Source organism: Kocuria sp. BT304 (genome assembly GCF_003290245.1).
Classification (GTDB): domain Bacteria; phylum Actinomycetota; class Actinomycetes; order Actinomycetales; family Micrococcaceae; genus Kocuria; species Kocuria rhizophila_A.
In genome coordinates this window covers 877,997-892,396 of the sequence record NZ_CP030039.1, presented here as the reverse complement: position 1 = coordinate 892,396, position 14,400 = coordinate 877,997, and the positions used below count along the sequence as shown (strand labels likewise).

Here is a 14,400-nt window from a genome sequence, read left to right as displayed (position 1 = left end):
CTCAGGGTCCTCAGCCCCAGTGCGGGGGCCGCTGCTCCCGCAGCCAGGTCTCGTGCCCCGATCCGCTCACGGCCTCGCGGGGGTCGGGGGCGTCCGCTCCGAGCTCCGGCTCCGCGTGACCCCAGTCCTGCGAGCCCAGCGCACGGTCCGGATCGCCGGAGGTGCCTCCCGTGACCCGCCGGTGCGAGCCACGACGACGCCCGCCCGGCCGGGTGCCGCCGGTGTCTTCCCGGGCCGGGGGTTCAGTCCCCATCCTGTGCCCCGCCCCGGACGCCCCGCGGCTCGGCGGACGTGTCCGCGGCACCGTCGGCGGGCGGCTCGCCCGCGAGTCCCAGGTAGCGCTGCACGAGTGCCGCCACGGTCTGGGGATCCGTGAACACCTCCACGGACCACAGGCTCACGTAGTTCCAGCCCGCGCGCTCCAGGTGCTGCGGGACCAGCCGGGAGCGCTCGCGCACGCTCAGCGCCCGGCTGCGCGGCGAGCCGTCCGAGCGCATGGCCACCGGGATCCGCACCGGGGCTTCCGGTGCGCTCGGCTGCAGCACCGCCCCGGCGGAGAGGGACTCCGCGTCCGCGTGGGCGGCCACGTCCACCGCGTGCGCGTAGCCGGTGTGCACGGTGGCCCCGGCGCTGCGCAGCCGGCGGGCCAGGTCTGCCACCAGGGCATCGGTCACCGCCTCCGCGTCCTGCGGCGGGGCGGGCGCCCGCTCGGACGTGGTCTGCTCCCCGAAGAGCACCTCGAGCATGTGGTACATGTCCTTGGCGCCGTACTGGAGCCGGCGGGGCTCCGTGTCCTTGGGATGGATGGACGTGACGATGTGCGTGTGCCGCCGCGCGCGGGTCATCCCCCGCACGAACGCCTGGCGGCCGTCGCGCTCCGAGAGCGCCCCCAGCTGCGGGGTGCTGCGCCCGGACGTGGTGCGGCCGAAGCCCAGGGAGAAGATCACGGTGTCCCGCTCGATCCCCGCGGCCCGGTGCAGCTCCACCACGCGGAAGGAGTCGTGGCCCGGGGCGAAGAACTCCGCCGACTCCCCGGTCTCCCGCAGCCGACGCTGCACGGCCTGCGCCACGCGGGCCGCGTGCATCGCGCTCGCGGTGACCACGGCCAGCGAGCGCTGCGGGTGGCGGGCGGCGTGCGCGAACACGAGGTCCACGGTGCGCTGGACCTCCGCGGTGGGCGCCTGCACCCCCTCGCTGCCCGCGGTGAGCACACCCACGCCGTCCGCCACGTACTCGGCGGAGAGCCCGGTGGTGGCGGCCACGAGCTCCGAGGCGTACGGGATCCGGGTCAGCCCGCCGTCGTAGAAGGCCTCGTTGAGGTAGTCGAACAGCCGGGGGTCCATGGGCCGCCGCACCGAGGTGAGGCTGCGCGAGTCCACCACGCGGGACAGCGCGTCCCACGCGGAGTCCACCTCGGTGGCGGGCGGCGCCACGTCCCGGGCGCTCACGTGCGGTGCCACGGTGAACGGCTGCGGGCCGCCCGCGTGCGGGTCGCCGAACGCGATCACCTGCCGGGCCTTCACGAGCGCGGGCAGCGTGGTCGCGAGGGGGGTGGACTCCGCGTCCAGCACCACCACGGTGTCCACGCTCTGCTCCTCCCCGAGGGTGGCGGTGAGCGCGAGCGGGCTGGCCGTCCACACGGGCACGAGCGCCGGGGTGAGGTGCTGCACCCGGTCCAGCTCCTCGGTGCGCACCCGTCCGCTGCGCAGCATGTCCCGCAGCAGCCGCGCCTCGCGAGGGAACTGCCGGGCCGCCAGGGACCACCGGGTGGCGAGCTCGTGCTCCAGGCGAGCGGGGGCCGCCGCCACGTGGGCCGAGTCGGCGCGTCGGAACGCGGACTCGGTCCTGCGCAGCTGGGTGCCGTCCGGCATGGCCACGAAGTCGTCCCCGCTGATCATGGCCTCCAGCACGGACTGCCACCACGCGAGCTCCAGCTCGTCGTCCACGCGCTCCGCGGGCACCCCGCGCGTCTCGAGGTCCTCGAGGAACTCGCCCAGGCCCCGGGCGCGCAGGTCCTCGAGCAGCACGGTGCGCTCGGGCAGGGTGCTCAGGTGGGGCTCGTCGTTGATCAGCTCGTCCAGGATCACCGCGAGCTCGTCCACGCTCGCGGACTCCAGCCGGGCCGCGGTGGCCGAGCCTTCCAGGGCGATCGCGAGGCCCTCGAGGTCCTCGCGGAAGCGCCGGTGGGTGCGCAGGGTCTCCTCCGCACGGTCGGAGACCGCGGGCTGCTCCAGGGTGGTGGCCCACTGCCGCCACCGGTCCCGCTCCGACTGCACCTTCACGAGGGCCGCGTGCAGGTCCGAGAGGTGCACGCCGGGACGGATGTACTCCTTGGCAGCCTTGCGCAGCCGGGAGCGCTGCAGGCCGCTGAGCTCGATCTCGTGGTCACGGCGCCAGGACGCGGACGCGGTGGCCGCGATCAGGTCCGTCACGGGGCGGTCGTAGATGTCCGGGGTGAGGTGGCGCAGCGAGTTGCCCACGTCGATCACGAGCTCCAGCTGCTGCTCCCACTCGGCGATCGTGGTGCCCACGCGCAGCCCCGAGACCCCCAGCACGTGCCGCATGGCCGTGGTGAGGGTGGTCAGCTCCAGCAGCAGGGACTTCGCGAGCTCGTGCGCCTGCCGGGCCTCGTCGTCGTTGACCAGCCGGGCACCGTGCCACGGGCTGGCCAGGGTGGCGGCGTCGAACGCGCCGAGCCCGGCCGCACGCTGCAGCTGGCGCCGCACCTCCGCGCGGTGGGACACGGCGTCGAGCACCGACCGGCGGAAGCGGACCGCGGTCTGCGGGCCGGGTTCGCGCGCCGTGAGCTCCGCGAGCGCCTGCATGGCCTCGTACGGCGAGGCCTGCCAGCGCGGGCGCCGGGCGTGCAGGGACTCCTCGTGCACCCGCAGCTGCTCGCGCGAGCGCCGGAGCACGTCATGGATCTGCTCCGTCTGCGGCTGGACGGCGCGCTCGTTGCGGGCGACGGCGCGCACGAGCCGCTCGGCGACGTCGTCCGGGCTGAGGTGCGAGCCCAGGGGCAGCACGAGCGAGTCGAGCCCCGTGCGGTTCCAGGCGCGGGTGAAGGCGGCCAGTGTGGTGCGGGACTCGCCCAGGACCACCACGCTGCGCCCCCCGTGCACCAGGGCGCCCACGGTGGAGACCACGGTGTCCACGGCGGGGGTCCCCACCGGGGTGCCCACCACGAAGCTCTCCCCCTGCTCGGCCAGGTCCACGACCTCCTGCTGGTCCGCGGCCAGGTCCGTGAGCAGCAGCTCTTGCGCTGGATCGCGCTCGTCCAGGGCAGGGGCACGGTTGGTGACGGGCTCGACCACCGGCAGCTTGCCCACCTCGGGGTTCTTCAACCGCGCCAGGTCCGCCACGAACCGGCTCCGGGCCACCACGTGCTCGTCCGCCGGGCGCTCGTGCAGGTCCGCGAACGTGGAGACCACCAGCTGGTGCTCCACGTGCATCCCGGGCACCTCCGCGGCCAGCTGGCGCAGGGTCTCGAGCACGGGCGCCGGGTCGAGCTTGCGCGTGCCGTACGCGAGCCGGGACATCTCCGCCGTGGCAAGCTCGACCCCGTGGTCCTCCCGCAGCCGGCGGACCAGCGCCGGGTTCAGGTGGGCGGGGCCCACGATGTGCAGCTCGAAGTCCTTGTGGTCCGGGCGCAGCTTCACGCTCACCGGGGCCAGCAGCACGGGGGCGATGAAGCGCCGCAGCCCGTCCGCCACCGGGTCCGCGAGCCAGGAGGCGGTGCCCGCCGCGAGGTAGGCGGCGTCCAGCCCGTGGCCCACGGACAGCTCGTGGATCTTGGTGCGCAGCGCCCGCGCGGAGCGCACCGCCCGGTCGTAGGCGGGGGTGTCCTGGTGGATCATCGTGGACAGCCGCGTGGGGCGCTGCATCAGCAGCTGCGCCTGCCCCGAGGAGTTCGCCTCCGTGAGGTCGATGCACACGTTGTCCACCTGATTGAAGTCCAGGAGGGTGTCCGGGCCGGTGTAGGCGTCCATCTGCTGGGTCCACGCCCGCAGGGACACACGGGGGTGCTGGCCGTCCGACGGCGAGGCACCCGCGTCCTGGGGTGTCTCGCGGGGGGCGTCGTGCGGTGCGGGTGTCGGCATGGTGCTCCTACTCACGAGTGCGCCGGTCTGCGCCACGGGGAAGTGGGGCCGACCGGCGCACCGGAACTGACGATGGTCCTCAGGGGGCGGGGGTCACTCCCACTCGATGGTTCCCGGCGGCTTGGACGTCACGTCCAGGACCACGCGGTTGATCTCCTCGACCTCGTTGGTGATCCGGTTGGACACCCGCGCCAGCAGCTCGGAGGGCAGCCGGGACCAGTCGGCGGTCATGGCGTCCTCGGAGCTGACCGGTCGCAGCACGATCGGGTGACCGTAGGTGCGGCCGTCGCCCTGCACGCCCACGGAGCGCACGTCCGCGAGCAGCACCACGGGCATCTGCCAGACCTCGTCGTCCAGACCCGCCCTGGTGAGCTCCTCGCGCGCGATCGCGTCCGCGCGGCGCAGGATGTCCAGGCGGTGCTCGGTGACCTCGCCGATGATGCGAATGCCCAGGCCGGGGCCGGGGAACGGCTGGCGGCCCACGATGTTCTCGGGCAGCCCGAGCTCGCGGCCCACCGCGCGGACCTCGTCCTTGAACAGGGCCCGCAGCGGCTCCACGAGCTCGAACTGCAGGTCCTCGGGCAGGCCGCCCACGTTGTGGTGGCTCTTGATGTTGGCCGCGCCCTCACCACCGCCCGACTCGACGACGTCCGGGTAGAGGGTGCCCTGGACCAGGAACCGCACGGGTTCGCCGTCCTGGGCCTCGGCGCGCAGCACCTTCTCCTCGGCGGCCTCGAACGCGCGGATGAACTCCCGGCCGATGGCCTTGCGCTTGGTCTCGGGGTCGGTGACTCCCTTGAGGGCCTCCAGGAAGCGGTCCTGCTCCCGAGCCACGTGCAGCTTGACGCCCGTGGCGGCCACGTAGTCCTTCTCGACCTGCTCGACCTCGTCCTGGCGCATCAGCCCGTGGTCCACGAGCACGCACGTGAGGCGGTCGCCGATGGCGCGCTGCACGAGGGCCGCGGCCACGGCGGAGTCCACGCCGCCGGAGAGCCCGCACAGGGCCTTGCCGTCACCCACCTGGGCGCGGATCGCGGCCACCTGCTCCTCGATGATGTTGCCGGTGGACCACGTGGGGCTCAGCTGGGCGCCGTTGAAGAGGAAGTTCTCCAGGATCTTCTGCCCGTACGCCGAGTGCTTGACCTCGGGGTGCCACTGCACGCCGTAGAGGCGGCGTTCGCGGTTCTCGAAGGCCGCCACGGGGGCGCCCTCGGTGGTGGCCAGGGTGGTGAAGCCCCCGGGGGCGGCCGTGACGGAGTCACCGTGGCTCATCCACACGGTCTGCACGTCCGGGGTGCCGTCCAGGAGGGTGCCCACGGCGGTGTCCTGGCACGTGGCGGTGGTGGCACCGTACTCGCGCACCCCCGTGCGCTCCACGGTCCCGCCCAGGGCGGCGGCCATGACCTGGAACCCGTAGCAGATGCCCAGGACGGGTACGCCGGCCTCGAACAGCTCGGCATCGCGCTGCGGCGCGCCGGGCGCGTACACGGAGGCGGGGCCGCCGGAGAGGATCAGGGCAGCGGGGTTGCGCTGCAGGATCTGCTCCGTGGACCAGGTGTGCGGGACGATCTCGGAGTACACGTTGGCCTCGCGCACCCTGCGGGCGATCAGCTGCGCGTACTGCGCACCGTAGTCGACCACGAGTACCGGGCGTTGCTCCAGTTCGCTCAGGTTGTCAGGGGTTTCAGTCACGCCCCCAAGTCTAGAACACGTGGGCCCGTGCCCCGGCGGGCCTCAGTAGCGTTTGGCGGCCTTGGGATTGGCCGCGAGCTCCGCCTCGGTGGAGCGGTGGATCTTGCGCTCCACGATGAACGAGAGGAACGGCACCACACCGCCCAGCGCCATGACGATCAGCTGCGGGAACGGCCAGCGCATGAGGGACCACACGCGCAGGCACGAGAGCAGGTAGACCACGTAGAACCAGCCGTGCACGATCAGGATCCAGGTGGACACGTTCACGCCACCGGCCAGGTTCTCGAGATCCAGGTTCTGCCAGCCCAGGGCCACGCTCTGCCCCGTGGTCTTGTCGGTGCCCCCGGCGATGAGGTCGTAGCCGAGCGCGTAGCGGGTGACCATCTCGGCCACGAGCAGCAGCAGGAACGTGCCGGAGACCCACGCGCACACCTTGTAGATGTTCAGCGCGGTCCGGATCTGCGCCTCGGTGCCGCCGAAGCGGCGTCGCGGCCTGAGGGCGGCGGCCTTGGCACGCACGCTGTCCGGGACGGTCGCGCGCTCGGGGCTGGCGTCTTCCGGGGCGCTCACGCGCACACCGTCGGTGCGTCGCACCGGGCGGGGCTGCTGGTCGGGCTGCGGCGTCTGGTCAGTCATGGGTGGCTCCGTTGTCGGGTCGCGGGGTGTCGCGGGGCGGGGTGCGCTGCTGCCCACCGGCCACCGCGGGCTGGTCGTCGAAGTAGTAGTAGCGCTGGTCCTGGGCGTCCCAGTAGTAGTAGGACTGCTCGGACTCGTCCCAGAAGTAGTCGCCGTCGAAGTAGAAGTACTGCTCGGGGTTCTCGCGGCGCAGGTGCTCGTCCCGCACGAAACGCCACCACAGGAAGATGGCGAACCCCGCGAAGACCACCCACTCCACGGCGTAGAACAGGTTCAGTGCGTGCACGGAGGTGTCCGTGGGCTGCTGGTCGATCTGCAGCCGGGACAGCCCCGCCCCCAGGGGCCCGGCCGACGCCGCCACGGTTCCGTCATCGGCCAGCGGCGCGGGGTACTCCCCCGGACCCTCCGCGAACGCGGCCACGTACCCCGAGTACAGGGGCGCGTTCCACAGGTTGCTCAGCTGGGCGGAGGCCACCGAGGCCACCTGCCCGCGCTCGGTGTTTTGACTGGGCAGCGGGGAGTCGGTGGGCATCAGGCGACCGGTGACCCGGATCTCCCCCGTGGGCGCCCGGGGTGCGTCCTCCGGGGAGGCCACCCAGCCACGTGCCACGGCGATCCCGAGGTCCTGGTCCGCGGCATCCCAGCGCTGACGGGACTCGGGCAGCACCAGCTCGGTGACCACCCAGTACCCGGAGACGCCGTCCTGGAGCCTGCCGGGGACCAGCACCGTGGTCTCCGGGCGATAGGTGCCCACGGCGGTGACCACGTGGTCCGCCTGCTGGGCGGTGGTCGCCTCGCCGGGCGGGACCACGCTCTCCAGGTTGCTCACCCGGTCCTTGGAGGGGTCCGCCACGGTGGTGGAGGTCAGGGACGCGTTGAGCTGCCAGCGGCTCAGGAGGACGAACAGCACCGCCACGAGCAGGGCGACCGCCAGGAAGGCCAGGGAGCGGGGACGCAGGGCGGATTTCAGCACCCCTCAACCCTACTGGCCACCCCTGGACGTTCTCCACACTCCCGAGGCTGCACTCAGCTGCGGATGACCACCTCGGCGCGCTGGAACTCCTTGAGGTCCGAGTAGCCGGTGGTGGCCATGGCCCGGCGCAGCGCGCCCATCACGTTGGAGGAGCCGTCCACGTGGCGGGAGGGCCCGTTGAGCAGCTCGTCCAGGGGGCCCACCGTGCCCACGTGGGTGCGCACACCGCGGGGCGAGTGCGGGTTGTGCGCCTCCGCGCCCCACAGCCAGCCTTGACCGGGTGCCTCCTCCGCGCGGGCCAGCAGGGTGCCGAGCATCACGGCGTCTGCGCCCATGGCGATGGCCTTGACGATGTCGCCCGAGGTGCCCAGACCGCCGTCGGCGATCACGTGGACGTAGCGCCCGCCGGACTCGTCGAGGTAGTCGCGGCGGGCCGCGGCGACGTCCGAGATGGCCGAGGCCATGGCCGCGTGGATGCCCAGGATGGACTCGGTGCGCAGGGACGCTCCCCCGCCGAAACCCACGAGCACGCCGGCCGCGCCCGTGCGCATGAGGTGCAGTGCCGGGGTGTACCCCGCGGCGCCGCCCACGATCACCGGGACGTCGAGGTCGTAGATGAACTGCTTGAGGTCCAGCGGGTCCTGGGTCTTGGACACGTGCTCCGCGGAGACCGTGGTGCCTCGGATCACGAACAGGTCCACACCGGCCTCGAGCACGGTGCGGTAGTGCTCCACCACGCGCTGCGGGGACAGGGACCCGGACACGCTGACCCCCGCCTCGCGGATCTCGGCGAGCCGGGCGGTGATCAGCTCGGGCTGGATGGGCGCCGAGTACAGCTGCTGCATGCGGCGCGTGGCCTGCGGCAGGTTCTCGGAGCTGAGGTCCGCGATCTCGTCCAGGACGGGCTGCGGGTCCTCGTAGCGGGTCCACAGGCCCTCGAGGTCCAGCACGCCCAGCCCGCCGGCTCGGCCGAGGTCGATGGCCGTGGCCGGGGACATCACCGAGTCCATGGGCGCACCCACCACGGGGATGTCGAACTGGTAGGCGTCGATCTGCCACGCCGTGCTCACGTCCTGCGGGTCGCGCGTGCGCCGGGAGGGCACCAGGGCGATCTCGTCCAGGCTGAACGTGCGGCGCGCCCGTTTGGAACGCCCGATCTCGATGTCGTAGCTCACGAAGGGTCCTTTCACCGCGCGGTGCGCACGGGGGTGGGTGCGGCGCGGATCAGCGCTTGTAGTTGGGGGCTTCCACCGTCATGGTGATGTCGTGCGGGTGGGACTCCTTGAGCCCCGCCGGGGTGATCCGCACGAAGCGGCCCTTGTGCTTGAGCTCGTCCACGCTGTGCGCGCCCACGTAGAACATGGTCTGGCGCAGCCCGCCGTCCAGCTGGTGCAGCACGGAGGACAACGGCCCACGGTAGGGCACCTGGCCCTCGATGCCCTCGGGGATGAGCTTCTCGTCGTCGGAGACGTCCGCCTGGAAGTAGCGGTCCTTGGAGTAGGACGTGTTCTTGCCGCGGGACTGCATGGCTCCCAGCGAGCCCATGCCGCGGTAGGCCTTGAACTGCTTGCCCTGCACGAACACGAGCTCCCCCGGGGACTCGTCGCAGCCCGCGAGCAGCGAGCCGAGCATCACGGAGTCCGCGCCGGCCACGAGCGCCTTGCCGATGTCGCCGGAGAACTGCAGCCCGCCGTCGGCGATCAGCGGCACGCCCGCGGGGATGGTCACCTGGGCGGCCTCGTTGATCGCGGTGATCTGCGGGACGCCCACGCCCGCGATGATGCGGGTGGTGCAGATGGAGCCCGGGCCCACGCCCACCTTCACGGCGTCCGCGCCGGCGTCCACGATCGCCTGGGCGCCGGCGCGCGTGGCGGCCTGTCCGCCGATGACGTCGACGTGCGCCGCCGCGGGCTCCTTCTTGAGCCGGGCGATCATGTCCAGCACGCCCTGCGAGTGGCCGTTGGCGGTGTCGATGAACAGCGCGTCCACCCCGGCCTCCACCAGGGTCATCGCGCGCTCCCAGCCGTCGCCGAAGAAGCCCACGGCCGCACCCACGCGCAGCCGACCCTCATCGTCCTTGGTGGCCAGGGGGTACTGCTCCGCCTTGGTGAAGTCCTTGACGGTGATCAGCCCGGTCAGCCGGTCCTGCTCGTCCACCAGCGGCAGCTTCTCGATCTTGTGCTGGGCGAGCAGCGCGTGGGCCTCGTCCTTGCCCATCCCCACCTTGCCCGTGACCAGCGGCATGGGGGTCATCACGTCGCGCACCAGGCGGGTGTCGAAGTCGCTCTCGGGCAGGTAGCGGGTGTCGCGGTTGGTGATGATGCCCAGCAGCCGCTGGTCCTCGTCCACCACGGGCAGCCCGGAGACCTTGTAGTAGCCGCACAGCCGGTCCAGCTCCGCCAGGGTGGCGTCCGGAGACACCGTCACCGGGTTGGTGATCATCCCGGACTCGCTGCGCTTGACGCGGTCCACGTGGTCCGCCTGGTCCTGGATGGACAGGTTGCGGTGGATCACGCCCATGCCGCCCTGGCGGGCCATGGAGATGGCCATCGCGGACTCGGTCACGGTGTCCATGGCGGCGGAGAGCACGGGGGCCTGCAGCGTGATCCGGCGCGAGAGCCGCGTGCTGGTGGAGGCCTCCGAGGGGATCACGTCCGTGTTGCCGGGGAGCAGCAGGACGTCGTCGTAGGTCAGTCCGGTGAAGCCGAACGGGTCGTCCATGAGTGCCGTGGGCACGTTGTCAGACACGGGTAGTCCCTTCCACGCGAGAATGTCGCCCCCAGTCTACGGGCCGCGAACGCCCTCCCGGCGTCGGGCGCCCACCCCGCGGCACCCCGGACGACGACGCCGCTGCCGCGCTGCCCCGCCCGTCTCACCCCAGCTGCTCCACGGCCGCCACGAGGTCCTCCCGCAGCAGCGGCGCCATGCTGCGCGCGTAGTCCCACGTGAGGTGGTGGGAGTCCAGCCACACGTTCAGGTTGCCGATCACGGGAGCGCACACGCCCTGCGGGCAGATCAGGGGCGTCGGGTCGATGCCCCTGTAGCCCGTGATGGACTCCAACGACCGGGCGGGGTTCTCCGCCGCGAGCACCTCGTCCTTCGCAGTGGTACAGGACGGGTCCTCGCGGCCCTTCTCCGCGACGCACCGGGTGGGGTCGTGGCCCAGGCGCGGGTTGTCCCGCAGGCCCACCACCGTGGCGCCGTGGTCCGTGAGGCGCCGGACCACGGGCTCCAGGCCGTCGACCACGTGCTCGGCGCCCCCGTCCATGAGCTCGGCGCGGGTGGAGGTGGTCAGCACGGCGTCCGGCTGCAGCTGGTCCAGGTACTCGAGCACGGCCTCGTTGCCCTTGCGGCACTGCGGACTCTGCCCCTCGACGCCCAGCCCGCACCCGGGCTGGAGCACCGAGACCAGCTGCCAGTTCTCCTCCTCGGCCACCGGGATCACCGCACCCATGTACTGCTCCATGTGGGAGTTGCCCACCACGGCCACCACCTTGGTGGGGTTCTCCACGGCGCGTGTCTGGTGACAGAAGTCCTGCGCCACCGCGTTGTCGGCCTTCAGCGGGCCGCGGCAGGACTGCGGCAGTCCCACCCACTGGTCCGCCATTGACGCTGGCAGCACGGGTGCGTTGGGATCCCCCTCGAACTCGACACCGGGCTCCAGCACGCGTGCCCCGGGATTGTTGAGCTCCGCCTGCGCCTCGAGCTTCGCCTCCCGGTGGTGCGCCGCCGCGGCCCAGGATCCCGCCACGGTCAGCACCAGGCCCATACACACCGCGATCACCAGACCCAGCCGCCAGTTCTTCGCCTCGGGCCACGCCCAGTTCTTCAGGGGAGTTTCCACGAGACGGGTGAGCAGCAGGGCGAGCAGCAGCGAGACCACGACGATGACCATGCCCGAGCGGGGCCCGGCGACGGGACGTTCCCGGACGACCAGGTAGGTGATCAGCAGCGGCCAGTGCACGAGGTAGAGGGCGTAGGCGGCGTCGCCCATGCGCACCACCGGTGCCCACGAGAGGAACCGGTCGAAACCGATCGGCGAACCGGACTGTCCCGCCACGATGATCGCGGCAGCCGAGAGCAGCGGCCACAGCGCGATCCACCCCGGGAAGGCGCCCCGGACGTCCACGAGGAGGCCCACGGACACCATGCTCACGAAGCCCACCCAGCCCAGGAGCACCCGGAGCCAGCGGCTCGGCCGCAGGTACGGGATGGCCAGGGCCACGAGGGACCCCAGTGCGAACTCCCACAGCCGCGCGCGGGTGTCGAAGTACGCGAACGCCTGCTGAGTGTGGGTGGTGATCACCGAGAACGCCAGTGAGATGACGAAGACCGCCCCGAAACACCCCGCGAGCACGGGCACGCTGCTACGCCCGGTACGCCTCTTGACGAGCCACGCGAGCGCGAAGATGAGCGGCCACGCCAGGAACACCTGCCCCTGGACCGACAGCGACCAGAAGTGCTGGAACGGGGAGGCGCTGGAGTGGTCCGCCGCGTAGTAGTCCACGGCGTTGAAAGCGAGCGACCAGTTCTCCACGTACAGGATCGACGCCACGCCCTGGGAGCGGAAGGACGCCGCGTCCGCCACCGGGTAGAACAGCCACAGCAGCAAGAACGTCCCCAGGATCACCAGGGTGGCCAGCGGCAGCAGCCGCTTGAACGTGTGCAGCCAGTACCGGCCCAGCCCGAGCGGCCGCCCACCCTCGATCTTGTGCACGAAGGAGAGGGTCATGAAGAACGCGGAGATGAACAGGAAGATGTCCACCCCGCCGGAGACCCGCCCCACGAACACGTGGTAGACCACCACGAGCAGCACCGCCACCGCGCGCAGGCCCTGTACCTCGGGGCGGAACCCCGAGTACCGCGCCACGCGCTCGGAGGGGGTCGAGCTCGCCGCGGTGCCGACGCCCGGACCTCGGGTGTCCCAGGGCGGGGTCTTCTCGGGATGCAAAAGCGGGGGTGGGGGGAAGCGCATCGCGTCAGGCTATGCCAGGCGCGCAAGCGGGGCCAACCCGGGCACTGCTCGTGGGTCTCCCCGAACGGCCTCGTGCCCGGGCACCCCGGACGACGCCGCTCGTGCGGGAGCCGCGTGGCGTGGCACCCCCGCCGCGGGCAGCGCAGCGGCCCGCTCCGTGTGGAGCGGGCCCTCTCGCCGTCCCTGGCCCGGCGCGCGGTGCGCCCGGGAGAACGCCCGACGGCCCGAACGATCCCGGGCACGGCAACGGCGGCCCACTCCCTCGGGAGTGGACCGCCGTTGCGTTCACCCGCTCAGCCCGGGGCGCCCCCGCCGGAGCGGGCAGGGCACCCACGGGAGCGCGGGACCGGGATCAGTCCTCGTCCTGGTCCTTCTTCTCGGCGACGAGAGTCTCGGTGGTGAGCACCAGGGCCGCGATGGACGCCGCGTTCTGCAGGGCGGAACGGGTGACCTTCACGGGGTCGATGATGCCCGCCGAGAGCAGGTTCTCGTACTCGCCGGTCAGGGCGTTGTAGCCATTGCCCGGCTCCATCTCGGCCACGCGGGAGGCCACCACGTTGCCGTCCTGGCCCGCGTTCTCCGCGATCCAGCGCAGGGGCTGGGTCAGGGCGCGGCGGACGATGTTGACGGCCGTGGCGGCGTCGCCCTCGAGGCCGAGGTCCGTGCCGTTGAGGGACGCGGAGGCGTGGACCAGCGCGGAACCGCCGCCGGCCACGATGCCCTCCTCGAGCGCAGCACGCGTGGAGGACACGGCGTCCTCGATGCGGTGCTTGCGCTCCTTCTGCTCCACCTCGGTGGCGGCGCCGACCTTGATCACGGAGATGCCGCCGGCCAGGCGCGCGAGGCGCTCCTGCAGCTTCTCGCGGTCCCACTCGGAGTCCGTGCGGGCGATCTCGGAGCGGATCTCGGCCACGCGCTCGGCCACGGCGTCCGAGGACCCGGCACCGTCCACGAGCGTGGTCTGGTTCTTGGTCACCGTGATGCGGCGGGCGCGGCCCAGCTGGGAGAGCTCCACGCCCTCCAGGGAGATGCCGAGCTCCGGGGTGATCACGGTGGCATCCGTGAGCACCGCGAGGTCCTGCATGATCGCCTTGCGGCGGTCGCCGAAGCCGGGGGCCTTGAGGGCCACGACGTCCAGCGTGCCGCGCAGCTTGTTGACCACCAGGGTGGACAGGGCCTCGCCCTCGACGTCCTCCGCGATGATGGTCAGCGGCTTCTTGGCCTGCAGCACCTTCTCCAGCACGGGCATGAGGTCCTGGATGGCGGAGATCTTGCCCTGGAACAGCAGCACGTAGGTGTCGTCCAGGACGGCCTCCTGGCGCTCCTGGTCCGTGATGAAGGACGGGGACAGGTAGCCCTTGTCGAACTGCATGCCCTCGGTGACGTCCAGCTCCACCTCGGTGGAGGAGCCGTCCTCGATGGTGATCACGCCGTCCGTGCCCACGGTCTCGAAGGCGCGGGCGATCAGCTCGCCGATCTCCTCGGACTGGGCGGAGATCGCGGCCACGTGCGCCACGTCCTTGCCCTCCACGGGACGGGCGTTGTCGAGCAGGCGCTGGGACACGGTGGCCACCGCGGCCTCGACCCCGCGCTTGATGTCGCTGGGGGCGGCGCCCGCGGCCACGTTGCGCAGGCCCTCCTTCACAATGGCCTGGGCGAGCACCGTGGCGGTGGTGGTGCCGTCACCGGCGACGTCGTTGGTCTTGGTGGCCACTTCCTTGGCCAGCTGGGCGCCGAGGTTCTCGTACGGGTCCTCGAGCTCCACCTCACGGGCGATGGTCACGCCGTCGTTGGTGATGGTGGGCGCGCCCCACTTCTTGTCCAGGACCACGTTGCGGCCGCGGGGGCCGAGGGTGACCTTGACGGTGTCGGCCAGGCGGTTCACGCCGGCCTCGAGCGCTTTGCGAGCGGTGTCGTCGAACACCAACTGCTTGGGCATGTGAGTTGCTCCTTAGGGAACCGGGAAAGAGTGCGGAGACGACGTACGCGGTGCCCGCGCGGCCCGTTGCCGGGCGGTCGGGCAC

The 14,400-nt window shown here is 72.1% G+C and carries 9 protein-coding genes; all 9 read right to left on the bottom strand.

What is annotated here, in order from left to right; translation table 11 throughout:
• Positions 1 to 10 precede the first annotated feature (10 nt).
• Positions 11 to 253 (bottom strand): hypothetical protein, encoded by a 243-nt coding sequence (locus DNL27_RS04070; protein ID WP_012397756.1) that lies wholly within the window; start codon positions 251 to 253, stop codon positions 11 to 13.
• A complete protein-coding gene (locus DNL27_RS04065) occupies positions 243 to 4,100 on the bottom strand; it encodes a DEAD/DEAH box helicase (protein ID WP_204360327.1) in 3,858 nt (1,285 codons plus the stop codon). The genes DNL27_RS04070 and DNL27_RS04065 overlap by 11 nt, the downstream gene beginning before the upstream one ends.
• Before the next feature lie 93 nt (positions 4,101 to 4,193).
• Positions 4,194 to 5,792, bottom strand: coding sequence for a glutamine-hydrolyzing GMP synthase (gene guaA / locus DNL27_RS04060; RefSeq protein WP_112234755.1), 1,599 nt, complete (start codon positions 5,790 to 5,792; stop codon positions 4,194 to 4,196).
• Between the two features lie 42 nt (positions 5,793 to 5,834).
• A complete protein-coding gene (locus DNL27_RS04055) occupies positions 5,835 to 6,428 on the bottom strand; it encodes a DUF3817 domain-containing protein (RefSeq protein WP_112234754.1) in 594 nt (197 codons plus the stop codon).
• Complete coding sequence (locus DNL27_RS04050) at positions 6,421 to 7,401, bottom strand: SURF1 family protein (protein WP_012397752.1); 981 nt, start codon at positions 7,399 to 7,401, stop codon at positions 6,421 to 6,423. Before DNL27_RS04050 ends, DNL27_RS04055 begins: the two co-directional genes overlap by 8 nt.
• Positions 7,402 to 7,454: 53 nt before the next feature.
• Complete coding sequence (locus DNL27_RS04045) at positions 7,455 to 8,576, bottom strand: GuaB3 family IMP dehydrogenase-related protein (protein ID WP_112234753.1); 1,122 nt, start codon at positions 8,574 to 8,576, stop codon at positions 7,455 to 7,457.
• A gap of 49 nt (positions 8,577 to 8,625) precedes the next feature.
• On the bottom strand, positions 8,626 to 10,122 hold the full coding sequence (gene guaB / locus DNL27_RS04040) for an IMP dehydrogenase (RefSeq protein WP_058955290.1): 1,497 nt from the start codon (positions 10,120 to 10,122) through the stop codon (positions 8,626 to 8,628).
• Between the two features lie 151 nt (positions 10,123 to 10,273).
• Entirely contained in the window at positions 10,274 to 12,376 is a 2,103-nt protein-coding gene (locus DNL27_RS04035) for an acyltransferase family protein (RefSeq protein WP_239494441.1), read from the bottom strand.
• A gap of 352 nt (positions 12,377 to 12,728) precedes the next feature.
• The gene (gene groL / locus DNL27_RS04030; RefSeq protein ID WP_012397748.1) at positions 12,729 to 14,315 is read right to left on the bottom strand and encodes a chaperonin GroEL; all 1,587 of its coding nucleotides are present in this window, start codon (positions 14,313 to 14,315) and stop codon (positions 12,729 to 12,731) included.
• Between the last annotated feature and the right edge of the window lie 85 nt (positions 14,316 to 14,400).